A 20,536-nucleotide genomic window follows, 5' to 3' on the forward strand; every position below is an offset into this window, starting at 1 on the left:
CAGGATAATCCTGGAGCCCCGTTATAGCTACTGATTAGTGCAGATCCAGCACATCGCGCATGTCGTACAAGCCAGGCTCACGCCCCTCCAACCAGAGCGCGGCACGCACCGCCCCCTTGGCAAACGTCATGCGACTGGAGGCCTTGTGCGTGATCTCCAGGCGCTCACCTTCGGTGGCGAACAACACTGTGTGATCACCCACTACATCACCACCGCGCACGGTCGCAAATCCAATGGTGTCGCGCGCACGCTCACCGGTATGGCCTTCGCGCCCGTACACAGCCACTTTCGACAAATCACGACCCAACGCATCGGCTATGGCTTCACCCATGCGCAGTGCAGTACCGGAAGGCGCGTCGATCTTGTGACGGTGATGGGTCTCGATGATTTCGATATCCGCCTCATCACCCAGTACACGCGCCGCCAGATCCAGCAGTTTCAGCGACAGGTTCACACCCACGCTGAAGTTGGCGGCAAAGACGATAGGGATGTCCTTGCCCGCCTCCACCAGCAACTGCTTTTGCTCAGCACTCAAGCCCGTCGTGCCAATCACCATCGCCTTGCCCGCCTTGCGGCAGAACGCCAGGTTTTTCAGCATCACATCCGGCAAGGTGAAGTCGATCAATACGTCGAACTCGTCAGCCACCTGCTCAAGGCTGCCCGACAACGAAACACCGATGCGCCCCAGAGAGGCCAATTCACCGGCATCCGCACCGATCAACGTGCTGCCCGGGCGAACAATCGCCGCGGTCAGCCCAGAGGCCGGCGAACGCTGCTGCACCGCTTCGACCAGCGTCTTGCCCATGCGCCCGGCAGCGCCCATTACGGCTATACGTCGCATATTCACATCCTTACAGATCGCCGAAGAAGCGCTTCACACCATCGAAAAAGCCAGTGGTTTTCGGCGAGTGGGAATCGTCACCTTCCAGTGAGCTACGGAACTCTTCGAGCAATTCGCGCTGACGACGCCCCAGGTTCACCGGGGTTTCTACCGCTACGCGGCACATCAGGTCGCCAGCAGCACCACCGCGTACTGGCGCAACGCCTTTACCACGAATGCGGAACTGCTTGCCGGTTTGAGTACCTTCAGGAATCTTGAGCTTAACCCTGCCATCAAGGGTCGGAATCTCCAACTCGCCACCCAAGGCCGCATCGACAAAACTGATCGGCACTTCACAGAACAGGTGCTTGCCATCGCGCTGGAAGATCGAGTGCTCTCGCACATTGATCACCACGTAGAGGTCGCCCGTCGGACCACCCTGCATACCCGCCTCGCCTTCGCCCGACAGGCGAATACGATCACCGGTATCCACACCCGCCGGCACTTTCACCGAGAGGGTCTTGTACTCTTCGACGCGGCCTTCGCCGTGGCAGGAGTCGCACGGATCAGAAATGATCTTGCCCTGGCCATGGCAACGCGGGCAGGTTTGCTGCACCGAGAAGAAGCCCTGCTGCATGCGCACCTGACCGATACCACCACAGGTCGGACAAGTAATCGGCGAGGAACCTTTTTTCGCCCCCGAACCGTCGCACGGCTTGCAGTTGACCAGCGTCGGCACACGGATATTGACGCTGGTACCGCGTACGGCCTCTTCCAGGTTCAGTTCCAGAGTGTAGCGCAGGTCACTGCCACGCTGGGCACCGCCACGCTGACCACCGCGGCCACCACCAAAGAAGTCGCTGAACACGTCGCCAAAAATATCGGAGAAGTTCTGACCACCAAAACCGGCACCGCCGCCGCCCATGCTCGGGTCGACGCCGGCATGCCCATACTGGTCGTAGGCCGCACGCTTGTTGGGATCACACAGGCATTCGTAGGCCTCGTTGGCCTCCTTGAACATCTCTTCGGATTCTTTGTTATCCGGATTACGGTCCGGGTGGTGCTTCATCGCCAGGCGACGGTAGGCCTTTTTCAGGTCCGCCTCGCTGGCCCCGCGCTCCACACCCAATACTTCGTAATAGTCACGCTTTGCCATAAGTCTTTGCACTCTTAAGGACGTCCGGCCTGGCCCTCCTGAACCCTGCCAAACTCGTTGAGCCCCAATACAGGCCCGGACCCAACTCACGTCAATTCAACGATCCTGGTCATTACTGCTTTCAGCCAGGGACACGGCCAAAAACGCGGTGACTGTCATTCGGAAAGCAGGAGCATTTCCGGTTACACCGCCAGCATCCGAGCGTTGTCGCATGCTGTAAAAATTCGCATACCCCAGACACGCCAACGCGGGAGCTAGCTCCCGCGCGGCGACATCCTACCAGTCACCGCTTGTCAGCGGTCAACCGGACAACCAACTTACTTGTTGTCTTTAACTTCTTCGAACTCGGCATCGACAACATCGTCGTGCTTGGCTTCAGGCTCTGCTTGTTGCGCAGCACCGTCAGCCGGCTGAGCTTGTTCGGCGTACATTTTTTGAGCGACCGGCGCGGAGACTTTCGACAGCTCCTCAACCTTCGCCTCGATGGCAGCCTTATCATCGCCCTTGATGGCGGCTTCCAGGGCAACCACTGCTGCTTCGATTGCGGTTTTCTCTTCGGCAGTCACTTTGTCGCCAGCATCAGCGATCATCTTGCGAGTCGAGTGAACCAGCGCATCGCCCTGGTTGCGAGCACCGGCCAGCTCTTCGAACTTCTTGTCCGCTTCAGCGTTGGTTTCGGCATCACGGATCATCTGTTGAATTTCTTCATCAGACAGGCCGGAGTTGGCCTTGATGGTGATCTTCTGCTCTTTGCCGGTAGCCTTGTCCTTCGCACCAACGTGCAGGATGCCGTTGGCGTCGATGTCGAAAGTCACTTCGATCTGTGGCACGCCACGTGGTGCTGGTGGAATCTCAGCCAGGTCGAACTTGCCCAGGGACTTGTTCTGTGCGGCTTGCTTACGCTCGCCCTGCAGCACGTGGATAGTCACGGCGCCCTGGTTGTCATCGGCAGTCGAGAACACCTGGGATTTCTTGGTAGGAATCGTGGTGTTTTTCTCGATCAGCGCAGTCATCACGCCACCCATGGTTTCGATACCCAGGGTCAGCGGGCTCACGTCCAGCAGCAGTACGTCTTTCACGTCACCGGCCAGTACCGCACCCTGGATCGCAGCACCCATGGCAACAGCTTCGTCAGGGTTGACGTCTTTACGTGCTTCTTTGCCGAAGAACTCGGTTACCAGCTTTTGCACCAAAGGCATACGGGTCTGGCCGCCGACCAGGATCACGTCGTTGATCGAGCCAACGTCGATACCGGAGTCTTTCAGCGCGATACGGCAAGGCTCGATAGTGCGCTGAACCAGATCTTCAACCAGCGCTTCGAGCTTGGAGCGCGAGATCTTCACGTTCAAGTGCTTAGGACCGGTAGCGTCTGCAGTGATGTACGGCAGGTTGACGTCGGTCGACTGAGCGGAAGACAGCTCGATCTTGGCTTTCTCAGCGGCTTCTTTCAGGCGCTGCATGGCCAGCGGGTCACCCTTGAGGTTCATGCCGCTTTCTTTCTTGAACTCGTCAACGAGGTAGTCAATCAGACGAATGTCAAAGTCTTCACCACCCAGGAAGGTATCGCCGTTGGTGGCCAACACTTCGAATTGGTGCTCGCCGTCAACTTCAGCGATCTCGATCACGGAGACGTCGAAGGTACCGCCACCCAGGTCATAAACGATCACAGTGTGATCGCCCTTGGCCTTGTCCATGCCGTAAGCCAGTGCGGCTGCGGTAGGTTCGTTGATGATGCGTTTTACGTCGAGGCCTGCGATGCGGCCGGCGTCTTTGGTTGCCTGGCGCTGGCTGTCGTTAAAGTAGGCTGGAACGGTGATCACCGCTTCAGTCACAGCTTCACCGAGGTAGTCTTCGGCGGTCTTTTTCATCTTTTTCAAGATTTCAGCCGAGATTTGCGGCGGCGACATTTTCTGGCCGTTTACTTCAACCCAGGCGTCACCGTTGTCGGCCTTGGCGATTTTGTAAGGGACCATCTTGATGTCTTTCTGTACGACTTCTTCGTCGAACTTACGACCGATCAAACGTTTGACCGCGTACAGGGTGTTATGCGGGTTGGTTACAGCCTGGCGCTTGGCCGATTGACCGACGAGGATCTCACCGTCGTTGGCGTAAGCAATGATCGACGGAGTGGTACGTGCGCCTTCGGCGTTTTCGATAACCTTTGCAACGCCGTTTTCCAGCACGGAGACGCAGGAGTTGGTGGTCCCCAGGTCAATACCGATAATTTTGCCCATGATTTACTCTCCCGAAACTTGAATTTTTTTGCCGCAGCAGTGGTGGCTAACTGCGGTAGTACTTAAACGCTTGACTTGTAGATGGGGGCCTTGCGGCGGATTTCAAGCCTGCTCATCAATAGAAGGTGCAGCGGGTGCAGGAGCCTTGCTCACCACCACCATTGCCGGACGCATCAAGCGACCGTTGAGTTGGTAGCCCTTCTGGAACACCTTCATAACGCTGTTAGGCTCCAGGTCATGACTTTCCTGCATGGCCATGGCCTGGTGATGCTCAGCGTTGAACGGCTCGCCGCCCTGCGGATCGATGGCTTCCAGCTGATAACGCTTCAGGGTGTCCTGGAACATTTTCAGGGTCAGCTCGATACCTTCGCGCATTGGGCGTATGTTTTCGTCGTCCGGGTTGGACAGCTCAAGACCACGCTCTAGGCTGTCGATGATCGGCAGCAGATCACCGGCGAATTTTTCCAGCGCGAATTTGTGAGCCTTTTCTACGTCCTGCTCGGCACGGCGGCGGACGTTCTGCAGATCGGCGGCAACACGCAAAGATTGATCCTGCGCAGCGGACAATTGCTCTTCGAGCACTTGCACGCGTGTCACCAGCTCATCACCGGCAGCCGCGTTGGCGTCTGGAGTTTGCGTATCCTGCGTCTGTTCGTCAGCCATAGATCTCTCCTTTCAAAATCATGCGCGAACTCAACTCGCGCTTCTGTTCCGGTATATGGGGCCACAATTTCCTGGTTCAAGGGCGCAGGCGTTACCAAAAGTCTTTCGATTGACCTGGACCATTTCCTTCACGCTCATTCCACATCGCGCTAAAAAAATTAACGACTCAAGCAAATCGAGCTAAGCGCCAGGATTGTCAGGCCCGAACAAAACACTGTATAAATAACCAGACCTAAAGCCTGGGAGCGGCCGTCATGCTCGTGCACCTGTCTGTACATAACTACGCCATCGTTGAACATCTGGATCTTGAACTGGATCGCGGGATGAGCGTAATCACAGGCGAAACCGGCGCCGGCAAGTCGATCATGCTCGACGCCCTGGGCCTGACGCTTGGCGACCGCGCCGACAGTGGCGTGGTACGCCCTGGCTCCGACAAGGCCGACATCCTGGCCACCTTCGACCTGGCGGACATCCCCGAAGCCGAGACATGGCTGGCCGAGCGCGACCTTAATAATGAAGGCCCCTGCATTCTGCGCCGGGTGATCACCGCCGAAGGGCGCTCCCGCGGCTATATCAACGGCACCCCTTGCCCCCTTGGTGACTTGAAAGCGCTGGGGGAGCTGCTCATCGACATCCACAGCCAGCATGAACACCAATCCCTGCTGAAAACCGATACCCACCGCCGCCTGCTCGATGAGTACGCCGGCGCCACCGACCTTGCCCGTCAAGTTCAAATGGCCGCCCAACGCTGGCGCCAGACGCGCCAGGAGCTGGAACGCCTCTCCAACTCCGGCGACGAACAACGCGCCCGCCACCAGTTGCTCAGCTATCAACTGGAAGAACTCGAAAGCCTGGGCCTGGGTGAGACTGAGCTGGAGCAGCTTGAGCAGGAACACAAGAACCTGACCAATGCCGAGACCCTGCTAGGTATATGCCGCCAGGTGGTCGAGCAATGCAGCGAGAGCGATTCCGGCAATGTACTCAACGCACTGACCGCCAGCCTCAATCGCCTGTCCAGTGTGAACAACGCTTCCGGTTCGCTGAGTGAAGCCACCACCCTGCTGACCAGCGCACAGATCCAGGTTGAGGAAGCGGTCGGCGAACTGAATCGATTTCTGGACCATTTCGATGCCGATCCAGCGCGTCTGCAGGAAATAGAAGAGCGCCTGGATACTATCTATACCCTGGCACGCAAGCATCGAATCCAGCCCACTGAAGTCGCCGCCATGCAGCAGAAATTGCTGGATGAAATCGAGACGCTGAACGCGAACGACGAATCCATCGAGCGGCTGGGCGAGGAACTCGCTTCGTTTGCCCGCCATTATCAAGAAAAGGCCCGGGAGTTGAGCGACCTGCGCCAGCAATCAGCCACCAGCCTGGCCAGCGCCGTTGAGCAAGAGATCCAGCGCCTGGGCATGCCGGGCGGGCGCTTTACCATCGAACTACGCGCAAATGCCAGCCACGAACTGCAACCCCATGGGCTGGAGCAAGTAGAACTGCTGGTCAGCGCCAACCCCGGGCAACCTCTCAAGGCCTTGGCCAAAGTGGCGTCCGGTGGCGAGCTGTCGCGAATCAGCCTGGCGATCCAAGTGATTACCGCCCAAACCTCACGAGTGCCGACGCTGGTATTCGACGAGGTAGACGTTGGCATTGGCGGGCCGACCGCAGAGATTGTCGGCCAGTTGTTGCGCCGCCTGGGGGATCGTGGACAGGTGCTTACGGTAACTCACTTGCCGCAAGTGGCCGCCCAGGGTCATCAGCATTTATTTGTGCACAAGGTGCGTGGCAATGACGCGACGCATACGGCCGTCTCCAAGCTGAACAAATCGGAGCGGGTAGAAGAGGTCGCGCGGATGCTCGGCGGCATCGACTTAACCAAGGAGTCCTTGGCTCACGCGAAAAAAATGGTCGTGGCCGCGAAGGCCTGAACGGGTATTTCCCTCTTTATAGAAAGCACGAAGGCGACCCTAGGGTCGCCTTCAATCGTTTCACAGAGCAAATCTGCGTCGATTTTTACTTTTTCTTACGGATGTACAACACCAGATTATGATCGACCAAATCGAATCCATGCTCCTCAGCGATCTTATGCTGCAACGCCTCGATTTCAGGACTGGTGAACTCGATAACCTCATTGGTATCCAGGTCAACCATGTGGTCATGGTGACCACCGTCGGCCAATTCGAACACCGCATGACCGCCGTCGAAATTATGACGAACCACCAGCCCTGCGGCTTCAAACTGGGTCAGCACACGGTAAACCGTGGCCAAGCCGACGTCCTCGTTAGACTCCATCAGCGCCTTGTAGACATCCTCGGCACTCATGTGGCGCTGCTCAGCAGAATCGAGCATTTGTAGAATCTTGACTCGTGGCAGAGTCACTTTGAGACCGGCTTTGCGTAGTTCGCTATTTTCAACCATGGTTAGCTTTCTCGCGGATGCTGCTTCGCAGCTTCTCTTAATACGGGTATGATCGGCGTTTACGTTGTCCCAGCCAAGATAGTGGAAGTCGCCCACCGATGCAAAACACCAAGCTCTTGCTAACCAGTTTCACCTTTGTGGGACTGCTCGCACTCGCCGGTTGTTCATTCCCCGGGGTTTACAAAATCGACATCCAGCAGGGCAATGTCGTCACGCAGGACATGATAGACCAGTTACGCCCGGGAATGACCCGACGGCAAGTACGGTTTATCATGGGCAACCCCCTGCTGACCGACACTTTCCATGCCGATCGCTGGGATTATCTCTATAGCCTCCAGCCAGGTGGCGGTGAACGCCAACAGGAGCGCGTCAGTGTCGTCTTCAACGGCAATGACCAGCTTGTCAGCCTGTCCGGTGACTTCATGCCTGGCGTGAGCCGCGATGAAGCGCTGCTGGGCAAGGACAGCGGCACCAACGTGACCGCACCTGTGCAGGAAGCTGAAAAACCGAAATCCGAAGTGCCGGCCAAGCCAGGCTCGCTGCTGGACCAGATCCAAAAAGACGTCGACGGCGTGCAAACTGTTCCCGTCCCGACGCCGCAGCCTCTGGACACCGACCCGCAGTAATTTTGCGGCGCTCGATAAAAAGCCCGGCATGCCGGGCTTTTTGTTGCCTGCCTCTTGGCCGGCTTATGAATTTTGCTGCCTGCTCATCGCAGCTTTAGCCGCACGCAGCCTGCGCGCTTCCTTGGGGTCCGCAAGCAGCGGCCGGTAGATTTCAATTCGATCACCGGGCTGCACAGCACGCACATCAGCATCCGCCACCACCTTACCGAAGATTCCCAACGGGCAGTCGGCCAACATCAGGTCCGGAAATTGCCGTGCGATTCCTGACGCCAGGACCGCCGCCCTCAGGCTGGTGCCCACGGGCGTTGTCACCGCCAACAGAACCTGGCGATCCACCGCGGCATACACCACTTCAATCTCAACCATGCAATTGCTTGGCCCGCTGGCAGAACGCGTCCACCAGCGTATTCGCTGCCTGGTTGAACAATGGCCCCAGCGTGGCACGCACAATGGGCCCGGCATAATCAAATGACAGATCCAGGCTGATCTTGCAGGCCTTATCCGTCAGCGCCTTGAATACCCACACCCCATGCAGCTGAGTGAAAGGCCCCTCCTGCAGATTCATTTCGATGGATTTGCCAGGCACCAGCACATTGCGCGTCACAAAATGCTGGCTAAGACCGCCCTTGGCGACCCCGACACTGGCAACCATGTGCTCGTCACTGCTCTCCAAGACCTCGGCAGTGGAGCACCAGGGCAGGAACTCCGGGTAACGCGCCACGTCGTTGACCAGGTCATAGAGCGCCTGCGCTGGATAGGGCAACAGGGCCGAACGTTGAATATGCGTCGTCATGTGAGCGTAACTTCCACTGCTGAGCGGCAAACATCGCGAAAGAACAGCCCGATCCGCGAGAGAAAAAAACCTAAGAACTGCCCGTATTGTCCGGGATTCGCTCAACACGCTCAAGCACGCAGGTTGACCGTAGCCGACACGCTCGCAACTCCCTATAATACCGCCCCTATGGCTAAACAAAAGAAACACCCCACAGGGACCATCGCGCAAAATAAAAAGGCGCGACACGATTACTTCATCGAACATCGGTTCGAGGCTGGTCTGGTCCTGGCCGGCTGGGAAGTAAAGAGTCTGCGTGCCAGCAAACTGCAGCTGGTCGACAGCTATGTGCTGCTCAAGGACGGCGAGGCATGGCTGCTCGGCAGTCATATCACCCCGCTGACCACCGCGAGCACCCACGTGATTGCCGACCCGGTGCGCACGCGCAAACTGTTGCTTAACGCTCGCGAACTGGAGAAGCTCGCCGCGGCTGTGCAGCAAAAAGGTTACGCCTGCGTTTGCTTGTCGTGGTACTGGAGCAAGCACCTGGTCAAGTGCGAAATCGCACTGGGCAAGGGCAAGAAGGAATACGACAAGCGCGATACCGAACGCGAGCGCGATTCCAATCGTGAACTGCATCGCGCCGTGCGCAACAAGGGCAAGGAAGAATAACCCTTGCGACGATGTAGCCTCGGGCACCTTGCCCGTGGCTACATGCCCTTACGTCGTTCCGCCCGCGCTACACGCTGAACCTCCTGACGCACTTCCTCCAGCACTTCCTGCACATACAACAGGTGACGTGTCGAGACTTCGCGCGCCTGCTCGGCTCGCCCCTCAATGATTGCCAGGTACAAATCCCGATGCTGACTGATCAGCATGTCGCGGGTCTCTGTACGCTGTTGGTACATGCCGCCGATGTTGGTCACCACGTTCCGCTTGAGCAGGTCGAACAAGCCGCGAATGGTGTGCAGCAATACGGCGTTATGACTGGCCTCGGCAATCGCCAAGTGAAACCTTGCATCTGCGGCCCCCTCCTCCACTCGACTCACCTCGTCGGCTCGCGCATAACAATCCTGCAGCGCCTCAAAAGCCGCTGTCAGCCGCTCACGGTCGACCTCCGTGGCACGCAACGCCGCGTAATAGGCGCAGGAAGCCTCCAGGGTCTGGCGAAACTCTAAAAGGTCCCGCTGCGCCTCAGGATTGTTTTCCAACAAATGCAGCAGCGGATCACTGAAGGTCGAACCCAGGGAATCCACCACATAGTTGCCACCCCCCTGGCGACTGACCAGCAACCCCTTGGCCGCCAGCTTCTGGATCGCCTCACGCAATGACGGGCGCGACACACCAAACTGTTCAGCCAAAGCGCGCTCGGCCGGCAAGCGCTCGCCTGACTTCAACGTGCCCTCAAGGATCATCCCCTCAAGCTGCTCGACAATGTCATCAGACAAGCGGCGCTGACGCACCTGATCAAACCCCATAACTCACTCTCCACGATCCCGACCACTCGCCGGGCCTTCTATTCTGGCCTATCGCTGCGCTTGCAGCACCTATCAGAACGCCTTTGATTCATACGATCAGAGCACCTCCTATCACGCCCTTAGACCAAAGTTTCGCGAGCGGCAAATTGACACACCCCTGCAATGCCTTTTAATCTAGCCCACAGCGAATGTAAATTGGTATTACCAATTACCCAAGCACACAAACAACAACAAAATCAGGGGCCACCCCATATGCAAACCTGGCAACAGCTCTACAGCCCTCTCGGCAGCCTCGGCCTGTCCGCAATGGCCGCCGTTATTCCCATCGTGTTCTTCTTCCTGGCCCTGGCTGTGTTTCGTCTAAAGGGTCATGTGGCTGGCAGCATCACCCTGGCGCTGTCGATCCTGGTCGCCATCTTCGCCTTCCAGATGCCGGTGGACATGGCCCTGGCTGCAGCCGGTTATGGCTTTGCGTACGGCTTGTGGCCCATCGCCTGGATCATCGTGGCAGCGGTATTCCTCTACAAATTGACGGTCAAGAGCGGTCAGTTCGAGATCATCCGCAGCTCCGTCTTGTCGATCACCGACGACCAGCGCCTGCAGGTCTTGTTGATCGGCTTCTGCTTCGGTGCTTTCCTGGAAGGCGCTGCCGGTTTCGGTGCGCCCGTGGCGATTACCGCCGCACTGCTGGTCGGCCTGGGCTTCAACCCGCTGTACGCCGCCGGCCTGTGCCTGATTGCCAACACCGCGCCAGTGGCCTTCGGTGCATTGGGCATTCCGATCATCGTCGCAGGCCAGGTCACCGGCATTGATGCGTTCAAGATCGGCGCCATGACCGGCCGGCAACTGCCGTTGCTGTCGCTGTTCGTGCCCTTCTGGCTGGTGTTCATGATGGACGGCCTGCGTGGCGTTCGCGAAACCTGGCCAGCGGCATTGGTGGCTGGCCTTAGCTTTGCCATCACCCAGTATTTCACCTCCAACTTCATTGGCCCGGAACTGCCAGACATCACCTCGGCACTCGCCAGCCTGATTGCCCTGACGCTGTTCCTGAAAGTCTGGCAGCCCAAGCGCACCGCAGGCGCACAGATTGCCGGCGCCACCTCCAGCGTAGCGGTCACCTCCAGCGCCGGCGGCTTCGGCTTGCCACGCAGTACAGTGGTTTCGCCCTACAGCCTGGGGCAGATTTTCAAGGCCTGGTCACCGTTCCTGATCCTGACCGTGCTGGTCACCATCTGGACCCTCAAGCCCTTCAAAGCCATGTTCGCCGCGGGCGGCTCGATGTACAGCTGGGTCTTCAACTTTGCGATCCCTCATCTGGATCAACTGGTGGTCAAAGTCGCTCCCATCGTGACCAACCCGACCGCCATCCCGGCCGTATTCAAGCTCGACCCGATTTCGGCCACCGGCACCGCGATTTTCTTCTCCGCTCTGGTCTCGATGCTGGTACTGAAAATCGACATTAAAACTGGTCTTACCACTTTAAAAGAGACGTTCTTTGAACTGCGCTGGCCGATCCTTTCCATCGGCATGGTGCTGGCGTTCGCCTTCGTCACCAACTACTCAGGCATGTCCTCGACCATGGCCCTGGTATTGGCCGGTACCGGCGCCGCCTTCCCGTTCTTCTCGCCATTCCTTGGCTGGCTGGGGGTTTTCCTGACGGGCTCCGATACATCATCCAACGCCCTGTTCAGCTCATTGCAAGCCACCACCGCCCACCAGATCGGTGTCAACGACACCCTGCTGGTAGCGGCGAACACCAGCGGCGGCGTGACCGGCAAAATGATCTCGCCGCAATCGATCGCCGTGGCCTGCGCCGCCACTGGCCTGGTAGGCAAGGAATCCGACCTGTTCCGCTTTACCCTCAAGCACAGCCTGTTTTTTGCCACCATCGTCGGGCTGATCACCTTGGCGCAGGCCTACTGGTTCACCGGTATGCTGGTGCACTGAGACCTGCACGTAATAGGGTAAGAATCGACGCCGGATACCGATTCCGGCGTCTGCTATTTCTGGAGGACCGATGAGCCTGCCTGCAGCTTTTCTCAGCGACGTCGCACAACTGATCCCGAAAGACCGTCGTTTCGACGACGCACTTTCCACCCTGGCCTTCGGCACCGACGCCAGCTTTTACCGCCTGATCCCACAGTTGGTGATCCGCGTGGAGTCAGAAGACGAAGTGGTCGCACTGCTGCAACTGGCCCAGCGTGATCACGTGCCAGTGACCTTCCGTGCCGCCGGTACCAGCCTGTCCGGGCAGGCCATCAGCGACTCGGTGCTGATCGTGCTGGGGGACAATTGGAACCATCGCGAAATCCGCGGGCAAGGCACGCAGATACGCCTGCAACCGGGCGTCATAGGCGCCCAGGCCAACGCTTGGCTCGCGCCATTCGGGCGCAAGATCGGGCCGGACCCGGCGTCGATCAATGCCTGCAAGATTGGCGGTATCGTCGCCAACAATGCCAGTGGCATGTGCTGCGGCACGGCGCAGAATACCTACCACACCCTGGCGGGCATCCGCCTGGTACTGGCCGATGGCAGCCGCCTGGACACGGAAGACGCCGCCAGCGTGCAAGCCTTCCGCCAGACACACAGCACGCTGCTTGAACGCCTGGCCACATTGGGCCGTGAGACACGGGAAAATACTGAACTGGCGACAAAGATCCGCCACAAATACCGTCTGAAAAATACCACCGGCCTTTCACTCAATGCCCTGGTGGATTTCGATGACCCGCTGGATATTCTCAGCCACCTGCTGGTGGGCTCTGAGGGCACCCTGGGGTTTATCAGTGCCGTCACCTACGACACGGTGGTCGATCACCCGAACAAAGCCTCGGCGCTGATCGTATTCCCGGATGTCGAGACGTGCTGCAACGCGGTAACGGTGCTGAAAACCCAGCCGGTTTCGGCGGTTGAACTGCTGGATCGACGCAGCATGCGCTCGGTGCAGAACAAGCCGGGCATGCCCGCATTCGTACAACACTTATCGGAAAATGCCTGCGCACTGCTGATTGAATCCCGGGCCGCCTCGCCCTCATTACTGCACGAACAACTGACGCTGATCATGGCTTCCCTGGCGGCGTTTCCCGTAGAGAAACAGGTCGACTTCACCGAAGACCCCGTGGAAAACGCTCGCCTGTGGGCGATCCGCAAAGACACCTTCCCCGCTGTAGGCGCGGTGCGCAAAACCGGCACCACCGTGATCATCGAGGACGTCACCTTCCCGGTCGAGCAACTGGCGATCGGGGTGAACCGCTTGATCGAATTATTCGACAAACATCACTACGACGAAGCCATCCTTTTCGGACACGCCCTGGAAGGCAATCTGCACTTTGTGTTCACCCAAGGTTTTAACAGCAGCGAAGAAGTCACGCGCTATCAAGCGTTCATGGATGATGTCGCGCAGTTGGTGGCGGTTGAATTCGGTGGCTCGCTGAAGGCCGAACATGGCACCGGCCGCAACATGGCGCCATTCGTCGAGCTGGAATGGGGCAGCGATGCCTATCAGCTGATGTGGCAACTCAAGCGCCTGCTCGACCCCAACGGCATTCTCAACCCGGATGTAGTGCTCAGCGACGATCCGCAGATTCACCTCAAACACCTCAAGCCCTTGCCTGCCGCCGATGAGCTTGTGGACAAGTGCATTGAGTGTGGGTTCTGCGAGCCGGTGTGCCCGTCGAAGGGCCTTACGTTGAGCCCACGCCAACGCATCGTGATCTGGCGCGATATTCAGGCCAAGCAACGCGCGGGGGTCGACACCACTGAGCTGGAAGCGGCCTACCACTACCAAGGCATCGAGACCTGCGCCGCGACCGGGCTCTGCGCCCAACGCTGCCCTGTCGGTATCAACACCGGTGACCTGGTGAAAAAGCTGCGCAGCCGCGAGGCCGACCGTACGAAAACCGCCGAATGGCTTGCCAGCCATTTCTCCACGGCGCTGCAAGGCGCACGCTTTACGCTGCATGTCGCCAATGGTGCACGCATGCTGCTGGGGGCACCGCGCCTGGCGAAGTGGTCGGCCACGTTGACCAAATTGTCCAAAGGCCAGGTTCCGCAGTGGACCAACGCCATGCCTCAACCGGAAAAAGCCATTCGCTTCAGCCCAGCGGTGTCGGACGAGCGCCCGCGGGTGGTGTATCTGGCCGCCTGCGTCTCACGCGCCATGGGCCCGGCAGCCGGGGATAAAGAGCAGATGTCGCTGTATGATAAAACCCGCAATCTATTAGAAAAAGCCGGTTACCAAGTCGTATTCCCCGACAACCAAGACAGCCTGTGCTGCGGTCAGCCTTTCGCTTCCAAAGGTTACGCCGAGCAGGCTGAACACAAGCGCCAGGAACTGATAGGCGCCCTGCTCCACGCCAGCCGTGGCGGCCTTGACCCGATCTACTGTGACACCAGCCCATGCACACTACGCCTGGTGCAAGATCTGGGCGACACACGCCTGGACCTCTATGACCCGGTGCGCTTCATCCGCACCCACTTGATGGACCGCCTCGACTTCACCCCCCAGGAAGCGCCCATCGCCGTGCACGTCACCTGCAGTACCCAACACCTGGGCGAAAGCCAGGCGCTGATCGAACTGGCCCGGCGCTGCGCAAAAACCGTGGTGATCCCCGAAGGCATTCATTGCTGCGGCTTTGCCGGCGACAAAGGCTTTACCACCCCGGAACTCAACGCCCATTCCCTGCGCTCGCTCAAGGACGCCGTGCAACATTGCAGCGAAGGCATCTCCACCAGTCGCACCTGCGAGATAGGGCTGAGCCAGCATGGCGGCATCGATTACCACGGTTTGGTGTACCTGGTAGACCGGGTCACCCGCGCACGCGCTCACTAACCCTGCAAAAAAACAGAACCCTGGCGCGCCAGCGCAGTCATCTGCATAGGCCTCGACAAACGAGGCTCATCAGTGATGTCGCTGGCAGCGGTTGAACGCCAGCAGCGTCGAGCCCTTTTGCGCAAGGAGATACCCTATGAAGCGTTCCGCTCTTGCTGGCTTGTTTATTACCGCTGCGATGCTCGCCTCACCTGCTTTTGCCGCTGGCGAGCCTGATCTGTGCAAGATCAACCTGGACAAAATCAACAACGGCAAAGCCCTGCTCGCCACCGACACCAGCGGCAAAAGCGGCGAAATAGACACCGCCGTGTCCCAGGCCAAGGCAGCTCATGCAGCCGGTGATGACAAGAAGTGCATCGAAATCACCTCCAAAGCCCTGCAAGACCTGCAAAACAGCGACAAAGGCGGTCAGCAATAAGCCATCCCTGCGGAAGGTCACCTACGGGTTGGCCTTCCGTGACCATTTGACGTACACTACACAGGCTTGTCACTCACTGAGAAACAACGAGTTACAAGCACGGGGCCGTTTAGGATTCGACGCCGGTTGCGAAACTTTAGGTGCATGCCGAGTTGGTAACAGAACTCGTAAATCCACTGTTGCAACTTCTTATAGTTGCCAATGACGAAAACTACGGCCAGGAATTCGCTCTCGCTGCGTAAGCAGCCTTAGCCCTGAGCTTCTGGTACCTTCGGGTCCAGCAATCACCAGGGGATGTCTGTAAACCCAAAGTGATTGTCATATAGAACAGAATCGCCGTGCAGTACGTTGTGGACGAAGCGGCTAAAACTCACACAACTCGCCCAAAGCACCCTGCCCTTCGGGTCGCTGAGGGTTAACTTAATAGAAACGGCTACGCATGTAGTACCGACAGCGGAGTACTGGCGGACGGGGGTTCAAATCCCCCCGGCTCCACCAATTCGAAGCATCGACAGAACCCGCCTAGTGCGGGTTTTGTTGTTTCTGGGGTTTAAAAGGCCCGTCAGTCGGGCCTTCGGATTTTTCCTTCAACATTTCGCGCCATTGATGAACTGGCGCACCCTCCTCCATCACGCTAAATTTTCCTCGTCGCTGCTCATCAGCGACCGGCTTTGACAGGCCGAAAAGTGTAACCTTCACACCCCTTGGTAAAGCGGCATGCACCATGCATTCCGACTCGTTCATGGCGGCTGTGCGTGGGGCATCTTCGGGTGCGCCGGGTTCCTACACTTCCGGTCTGTCAACCTGCGTACAGCTGCCACCCAATCCTGTTTGACAGCAGGGGTGGTAGCTCCTTAAACAGTGTGGGAGCTTCCTCATGAAAAAGATTACCCCCAATCCTCCAACGACCCTCTTTACCCTCGCCCCAGACATACCCGCCGAAACCCTGCTGGTCCAAGCCAGTGAAACCCTCGCTTCGCTGAACGCTATGACAACAGATCTGGCATTTGAGCTAGAGGGCTCGCACCGCCACAAGCTGCTGGCTGCTCAGCAACTCGTCGTTTTGGGTGAGTTGTTACTGGAGAGGGTGCTGGATACGCTGACATTCGCAGGCAGTACGCAAGTGTCCAATTGCGAGCACACATAGAGCGCTGCCTCGTGCGAAAGGTTTTTATGGTTCAGCTGAGTTGGGCGTCCCTTCATATTGACTTTTATCTTGACAACTGGTTATCTCGATAAAGATCGTAGCGCTCCGCTCGTTGTGCGCAGCCCAGGCGCCGAGGGCCGGTTTCACCGGCCCTCGGCGCCTGGGCTGCATAATGACTATGCATTTCGTCGGCTAAAGCCTTGCAGCCACTGCTCTTCACCTGTAACTGCGTCAACTGGGTGTGCTAACCTTTAGTCCAAGTCTATTCACTCTTATGGGTACTTTCGCCATGGTCAACGACCACCAGCATTCAAAAGACCTTAGCTTTGCGGAAATGATGAGCCTTAAAAGCAGCTCACGTGACCGCCAAGTTGATGCTGTCTATGCAGCGGCCCCCGAGGTGCTTGAAATGGCTGCTGCCCGCGCCAAAGCCGTTCTTCGCGGCAATTCTGGTTCAATCGCCCGCCCACAACGATTTTCTGCGCTTAGCAACTGATGCCTGAAGCGGTAAGCGAAGATACTCCGTTCGCCCTGCTTGAACGTTCAGAGCTCTTCGCTTTCCTCCTCGATCTAATTCAACGCGTCTACCGCCCCTCAATTCAATCAGCTGTCACCGACTACGGCCTCGTTATCGTAGGAGGGCAATCGCTCACGCTTTGGGCCCGGCAATACCTCATCGACGAAATGACAGGCGAGGATGTCGGATTCATCACCAGCGACGACCTAGACTTTATCGGCAAGCCTAACTCTATTGATTATTGCGCACGCGTGATGGGCGTCCCTTTTCGCAAAGCGAAGATGGACGACAACACGATAAATATTGCCGCCGCGTACATTGACTGGGTTGACGGTAAAGAGGTCATCGTCGATATCCTGGAAATGGACAGCGTAGGGGGGGCGCCCAAAAAAGAGATTTTCAAGTATTTATCCGTCCTGGATATCGAAGGTGTGCAGGTCGCCGTCATCGACCCCATCACGTGTTTAAAGTCCCGTTTGTTCAATCTATTCGCTTACTGGCAGGATCGAAAGCACCGGGAGTCAGTGCGAGTGAAGATCGCCCTACGCGCATCGAACCACTACCTGCGCGACTTGCTGGTTCATGATGGGTATCGAGTCATATCAGAGCATATCCATCGAATTAAGGCCTTGGCCCTGACACCGCTCGGCAAGCGTGTTTATGTCGAATATGGAATCGACGTGCTGGACGCCATCCCCTACGATCCGGCGCTGTTTCCAGCGGCCTACATGGATCGGGAACGACCGAACATGCTCCGCCAAATTGGTGATGTACGCCGACGGAAGTTAATTCAGTACCAACGATTCGCTTGTGGCCCTATCCACCCTAGCCATCTTCAGCCCGCTGCAGAGAACGATCCAAGATAAAGGAATCGGGACGACGCAAAACACTCGCGCTGTCATGGCCTCGACTCATCTTGCCTACAGCTTCAACCACCAAAATCTGATCTTCCCCCGTGCCACTATCAAACAAGGTACATTTACGCCCATCGAGCACGATCAGCAGTGCCGGAATGGAGCGACCAGGCCGGCTTGAAAGGGAATTGGGGTTATGGACAAAAAGTCGCTTTCCGAGCGGGACATCTGCAGCAAGTACATCGCCCCAGCCGTTCAGCAAGCTGGATGGGACATGCACAAGCAGGTGCGCGAGGAAGTCAGCTTTACCAAAGGCCGCATTATCGTCCGGGGCAAACTTCACAGCCGTGGCGAAGCACGCCGTGCAGACTTCATCCTCTACCACCTGGCCAACCTGCCTATCGCTGTAATCGAGGCGAAGGACAACAGGCACTCCGTCGGCTCCGGCATGCAGCAAGCCCTGGGCTATGCAGAGGCGCTGGACGTACCGTTCGTATTTTCCAGCAATGGCGATGGTTTCCTGTTTCATGACCGCAGTGGCACAGGCGGCCAAGTAGAAACCGAACTCACCCTCGATCAATTCCCCAGCCCCACCGAACTCTGGCAGCGCTACTGCCAGTGGAAGGGGCTGGATAATACCGCCCAGCACAAGATCGAAGCGCCCTACTACGACGACGGCTCCGGGCGCATGCCGCGCTATTACCAGATGAATGCCATCAACCGCACCGTCGAGGCTGTGGCGCGCGGTCAAGACCGTATCCTGCTGGTGATGGCTACGGGCACCGGCAAGACCTACACAGCCTTCCAAATCATCTGGCGGCTGTGGAAATCGAAACAGAAGAAACGCATCCTGTTTCTGGCCGACCGCAACATCCTGGTCGACCAGACCAAAAACAACGACTTCAAGCCCTTCGGCCAGGCGATGACCAAAATCGCCAAACGCCAGATCGATACCTCCTACGAAATCTACCTGTCGCTCTATCAGGCCGTCACCGGCACTGATGAAGAGATGAACATCTACAAGCAGTTCTCCCGCGACTTCTTCGACCTGATCGTGATCGACGAATGCCACCGTGGCAGCGCCGCCGAGGATTCCGCCTGGCGTGAAATCCTCGACTATTTCTCCAGTGCCACCCATGTCGGCCTTACCGCCACACCGAAGGAGACCAAAGAGGTATCCAGCATCACCTACTTCGGTGAACCGATTTACAGCTACACCTTGAAGCAAGGCATCGAAGACGGCTTTCTCGCCCCCTACAAAGTGGTGCGTATCGACTTCGATAAAGACCTGCAAGGCTGGCGGCCGCCCAAAGGCATGCTCGATAAGAATGGCGAGCTGATCGAAGACCGCATCTACAACCTCAAGGATATGGACCGTACCCTGGTTATCGAGGCACGCACCCAACTGGTGGCGCAGAAGGTCACCGAACTCCTCAAGGCCACCGATCCGTTTCAGAAAACCATCGTCTTCTGCGACGACATCAACCACGCCGAGCGCATGCGCCAAGCCCTGGTCAACCTCAACCCTGAGCGCGTGGCCGAGAATCGCAAATACGTCATGCGCATCACCGGCGATGACCAGGAAGGCAAGGCCGAACTGGATAACTTCATCAACCCGGAAGAACGCTACCCGGTGATTGCCACCACCAGCAAGTTGATGACCACCGGCGTCGATGCTCAGACCTGCAAGCTGATCGTGCTCGACCAGCACATCAAATCGATGACCGAGTTCAAGCAAATCATCGGTCGAGGTACTCGCATCAACGAGGACTACGGCAAATACTGGTTCACCATCATGGACTTCAAAAAAGCCACCGAGCTGTTTGCCGACCCAGCCTTCGACGGCAACCCGGTGGTGATCTACGCCCCAGAAGTTGATGACTCCCCCGTACCACCGGATGACCCGTTTGCCGACGAAGATGGCATCAGCGCAGGCAACGATAACGAGGGCGATGACCTGGATTTTACCGGCGAAGATGAGGGCAAAAAACGCATCAAGTATGTCATCGACAACGTCCCGATTTATGTCATCGCCGAGCGTGTGCAGTACTACGGCCCGGACGGCCGACTGATCACCGAATCACTGCACGACTACACCCGCACCTGCGTGCAAAAGCAGTTCGCTTCACTGGATGATTTCCTCCGGCGCTGGACTGATGCCGAGCAAAAGAAAGTCATCATCGAGGAAATGGCCATCCAGGGTGTGATGTGGGAAGCCTTGGCCGAAGAGGTGGAAAAGAAACAGGGCAAACCGCTCGATCCGTTCGACCTGATCTGCCACGTCGCCTTCGATCAGCCTGCCCTATCAAGGCGTGAGCGAGCCGAGCAGGTGAAAAAGCGCAACTATTTCGCCAAGTATTCTGGCGCAGCACGCCAGGTGCTGGAGGCGTTGCTGGATAAATACGCCGATACCGGTATCGAGCATATTGAGGACATCAAAATCCTCCAGCTCGACCCTTTTAGCCAGTTCGGAGCCCCCATCGAGCTGGTCAAGGCCTTTGGCGGTAAGGCTGGCTACAACAAGGCTATACATGAGCTGGAAGACGAACTTTACGCAAGCTAAGGGCTAAACACCGACGACATGCCAAAGCAGTGGCCCCCACTA

Annotated in this window: 19 protein-coding genes and 1 other RNA gene; 11 read left to right on the forward strand and 9 right to left on the reverse strand. The window is 57.7% G+C overall.

The window, feature by feature from the left end:
• Window positions 1-34: 34 nt before the first annotated feature.
• The 4 genes from dapB to grpE form a co-directional block, all read right to left on the reverse strand.
• Window positions 35-841 (reverse strand): 4-hydroxy-tetrahydrodipicolinate reductase, encoded by an 807-nt coding sequence (gene dapB / locus TU73_RS14245; protein ID WP_057012770.1) that lies wholly within the window; start codon window positions 839-841, stop codon window positions 35-37.
• A gap of 10 nt (window positions 842-851) precedes the next feature.
• Window positions 852-1,976, reverse strand: a complete 1,125-nt coding sequence (gene dnaJ, locus TU73_RS14250) for a molecular chaperone DnaJ (protein ID WP_057012771.1) — start codon at window positions 1,974-1,976, stop codon at window positions 852-854.
• A 317-nt stretch (window positions 1,977-2,293) separates the two neighbouring features.
• On the reverse strand, window positions 2,294-4,210 hold the full coding sequence (gene dnaK / locus TU73_RS14255) for a molecular chaperone DnaK (protein ID WP_046069556.1): 1,917 nt from the start codon (window positions 4,208-4,210) through the stop codon (window positions 2,294-2,296).
• Between the two features lie 102 nt (window positions 4,211-4,312).
• Window positions 4,313-4,873 carry a nucleotide exchange factor GrpE gene (gene grpE, locus TU73_RS14260; RefSeq protein ID WP_057012772.1) on the reverse strand — a complete coding sequence of 187 codons (561 nt, stop codon included), beginning with the start codon at window positions 4,871-4,873 and terminating at the stop codon, window positions 4,313-4,315.
• A gap of 254 nt (window positions 4,874-5,127) precedes the next feature.
• Here grpE and recN point away from each other — a divergent pair, with 254 nt between their 5' ends.
• Window positions 5,128-6,801 (forward strand): DNA repair protein RecN, encoded by a 1,674-nt coding sequence (recN, locus tag TU73_RS14265; protein WP_057012773.1) that lies wholly within the window; start codon window positions 5,128-5,130, stop codon window positions 6,799-6,801.
• Window positions 6,802-6,886: 85 nt separating this feature from the next.
• Here the strand turns inward: recN and fur are convergent, their stop codons facing one another.
• Entirely contained in the window at window positions 6,887-7,291 is a 405-nt protein-coding gene (gene fur / locus TU73_RS14270) for a ferric iron uptake transcriptional regulator (protein WP_003194220.1), read from the reverse strand.
• Window positions 7,292-7,389: 98 nt separating this feature from the next.
• Here fur and TU73_RS14275 point away from each other — a divergent pair, with 98 nt between their 5' ends.
• Window positions 7,390-7,917, forward strand: a complete 528-nt coding sequence (locus tag TU73_RS14275; RefSeq protein WP_057012774.1) for an outer membrane protein assembly factor BamE — start codon at window positions 7,390-7,392, stop codon at window positions 7,915-7,917.
• Window positions 7,918-7,980: 63 nt separating this feature from the next.
• Here TU73_RS14275 and TU73_RS14280 read toward each other — a convergent pair whose 3' ends face one another.
• Both TU73_RS14280 and TU73_RS14285 read right to left on the reverse strand, forming a co-directional pair.
• Complete coding sequence (locus tag TU73_RS14280; protein WP_057012775.1) at window positions 7,981-8,283, reverse strand: RnfH family protein; 303 nt, start codon at window positions 8,281-8,283, stop codon at window positions 7,981-7,983.
• On the reverse strand, window positions 8,276-8,710 hold the full coding sequence (locus tag TU73_RS14285; protein ID WP_005791512.1) for a type II toxin-antitoxin system RatA family toxin: 435 nt from the start codon (window positions 8,708-8,710) through the stop codon (window positions 8,276-8,278). Before TU73_RS14285 ends, TU73_RS14280 begins: the two co-directional genes overlap by 8 nt.
• Before the next feature lie 168 nt (window positions 8,711-8,878).
• Between TU73_RS14285 and smpB the strand changes: the two genes are divergently transcribed.
• Window positions 8,879-9,361: an SsrA-binding protein SmpB gene (gene smpB, locus TU73_RS14290; protein ID WP_014719962.1), complete on the forward strand. Its 483-nt coding sequence runs from the start codon at window positions 8,879-8,881 to the stop codon at window positions 9,359-9,361.
• A gap of 38 nt (window positions 9,362-9,399) precedes the next feature.
• On the opposite strand, the gene TU73_RS14295 is transcribed toward smpB, so the two are convergent.
• A complete protein-coding gene (locus tag TU73_RS14295) occupies window positions 9,400-10,167 on the reverse strand; it encodes a GntR family transcriptional regulator (protein WP_034117836.1) in 768 nt (255 codons plus the stop codon).
• 252 nt (window positions 10,168-10,419) lie between these two features.
• Between TU73_RS14295 and TU73_RS14300 the strand changes: the two genes are divergently transcribed.
• From TU73_RS14300 to ssrA, 4 genes are all read left to right on the forward strand, one after another.
• Window positions 10,420-12,114 carry a lactate permease LctP family transporter gene (locus TU73_RS14300; protein WP_057012776.1) on the forward strand — a complete coding sequence of 565 codons (1,695 nt, stop codon included), beginning with the start codon at window positions 10,420-10,422 and terminating at the stop codon, window positions 12,112-12,114.
• A 70-nt stretch (window positions 12,115-12,184) separates the two neighbouring features.
• Entirely contained in the window at window positions 12,185-14,995 is a 2,811-nt protein-coding gene (locus TU73_RS14305) for an FAD-binding and (Fe-S)-binding domain-containing protein (RefSeq protein ID WP_057012777.1), read from the forward strand.
• A 136-nt stretch (window positions 14,996-15,131) separates the two neighbouring features.
• Window positions 15,132-15,413 (forward strand): hypothetical protein, encoded by a 282-nt coding sequence (locus tag TU73_RS14310; protein WP_057012778.1) that lies wholly within the window; start codon window positions 15,132-15,134, stop codon window positions 15,411-15,413.
• Between the two features lie 101 nt (window positions 15,414-15,514).
• Window positions 15,515-15,911, forward strand: a transfer-messenger RNA (tmRNA) gene (gene ssrA, locus TU73_RS28350).
• Between the two features lie 24 nt (window positions 15,912-15,935).
• Here ssrA and TU73_RS28990 read toward each other — a convergent pair.
• Window positions 15,936-16,157 (reverse strand): hypothetical protein, encoded by a 222-nt coding sequence (locus TU73_RS28990; protein WP_156421230.1) that lies wholly within the window; start codon window positions 16,155-16,157, stop codon window positions 15,936-15,938.
• 133 nt (window positions 16,158-16,290) lie between these two features.
• Here TU73_RS28990 and TU73_RS14315 point away from each other — a divergent pair, with 133 nt between their 5' ends.
• The 4 genes from TU73_RS14315 to hsdR all read left to right on the forward strand — a co-directional run bounded on the left by TU73_RS14315 (window position 16,291) and on the right by hsdR (window position 20,494).
• Complete coding sequence (locus TU73_RS14315) at window positions 16,291-16,560, forward strand: DUF6124 family protein (protein ID WP_057012779.1); 270 nt, start codon at window positions 16,291-16,293, stop codon at window positions 16,558-16,560.
• 289 nt (window positions 16,561-16,849) lie between these two features.
• Window positions 16,850-17,056, forward strand: a complete 207-nt coding sequence (locus tag TU73_RS28995; protein WP_156421231.1) for a hypothetical protein — start codon at window positions 16,850-16,852, stop codon at window positions 17,054-17,056.
• A complete protein-coding gene (locus TU73_RS14320) occupies window positions 17,056-17,943 on the forward strand; it encodes a hypothetical protein (RefSeq protein ID WP_057012780.1) in 888 nt (295 codons plus the stop codon). The genes TU73_RS28995 and TU73_RS14320 overlap by 1 nt, the downstream gene beginning before the upstream one ends.
• Window positions 17,944-18,127: 184 nt before the next feature.
• Window positions 18,128-20,494, forward strand: coding sequence for an EcoAI/FtnUII family type I restriction enzme subunit R (gene hsdR, locus TU73_RS14325; protein WP_057012781.1), 2,367 nt, complete (start codon window positions 18,128-18,130; stop codon window positions 20,492-20,494).
• The last annotated feature ends 42 nt before the right edge of the window (window positions 20,495-20,536 follow it).

The organism is Pseudomonas libanensis (assembly GCF_001439685.1).
GTDB classification, from domain to species: Bacteria; Pseudomonadota; Gammaproteobacteria; order Pseudomonadales; family Pseudomonadaceae; genus Aquipseudomonas; species Aquipseudomonas libanensis.

Coding starts and splice junctions, on each gene's coding strand:
- dnaK (WP_046069556.1), bottom strand. CDS start 4,210: ATGGGCAAAATTATCGGTATTGACCTGGGGACCACCAACTCCTGCGTC.
- grpE (WP_057012772.1), bottom strand. CDS start 4,873: ATGGCTGACGAACAGACGCAGGATACGCAAACTCCAGACGCCAACGCG.
- dapB (WP_057012770.1), bottom strand. CDS start 841: ATGCGACGTATAGCCGTAATGGGCGCTGCCGGGCGCATGGGCAAGACG.
- TU73_RS14315 (WP_057012779.1), top strand. CDS start 16,291: ATGAAAAAGATTACCCCCAATCCTCCAACGACCCTCTTTACCCTCGCC.
- TU73_RS14275 (WP_057012774.1), top strand. CDS start 7,390: ATGCAAAACACCAAGCTCTTGCTAACCAGTTTCACCTTTGTGGGACTG.
- dnaJ (WP_057012771.1), bottom strand. CDS start 1,976: ATGGCAAAGCGTGACTATTACGAAGTATTGGGTGTGGAGCGCGGGGCC.
- fur (WP_003194220.1), bottom strand. CDS start 7,291: ATGGTTGAAAATAGCGAACTACGCAAAGCCGGTCTCAAAGTGACTCTG.
- recN (WP_057012773.1), top strand. CDS start 5,128: ATGCTCGTGCACCTGTCTGTACATAACTACGCCATCGTTGAACATCTG.
- TU73_RS28995 (WP_156421231.1), top strand. CDS start 16,850: ATGGTCAACGACCACCAGCATTCAAAAGACCTTAGCTTTGCGGAAATG.
- TU73_RS14280 (WP_057012775.1), bottom strand. CDS start 8,283: ATGGTTGAGATTGAAGTGGTGTATGCCGCGGTGGATCGCCAGGTTCTG.
- hsdR (WP_057012781.1), top strand. CDS start 18,128: ATGGACAAAAAGTCGCTTTCCGAGCGGGACATCTGCAGCAAGTACATC.
- TU73_RS28990 (WP_156421230.1), bottom strand. CDS start 16,157: ATGAACGAGTCGGAATGCATGGTGCATGCCGCTTTACCAAGGGGTGTG.
- TU73_RS14300 (WP_057012776.1), top strand. CDS start 10,420: ATGCAAACCTGGCAACAGCTCTACAGCCCTCTCGGCAGCCTCGGCCTG.
- TU73_RS14310 (WP_057012778.1), top strand. CDS start 15,132: ATGAAGCGTTCCGCTCTTGCTGGCTTGTTTATTACCGCTGCGATGCTC.
- smpB (WP_014719962.1), top strand. CDS start 8,879: ATGGCTAAACAAAAGAAACACCCCACAGGGACCATCGCGCAAAATAAA.
- TU73_RS14305 (WP_057012777.1), top strand. CDS start 12,185: ATGAGCCTGCCTGCAGCTTTTCTCAGCGACGTCGCACAACTGATCCCG.
- TU73_RS14285 (WP_005791512.1), bottom strand. CDS start 8,710: ATGACGACGCATATTCAACGTTCGGCCCTGTTGCCCTATCCAGCGCAG.
- TU73_RS14320 (WP_057012780.1), top strand. CDS start 17,056: ATGCCTGAAGCGGTAAGCGAAGATACTCCGTTCGCCCTGCTTGAACGT.
- TU73_RS14295 (WP_034117836.1), bottom strand. CDS start 10,167: ATGGGGTTTGATCAGGTGCGTCAGCGCCGCTTGTCTGATGACATTGTC.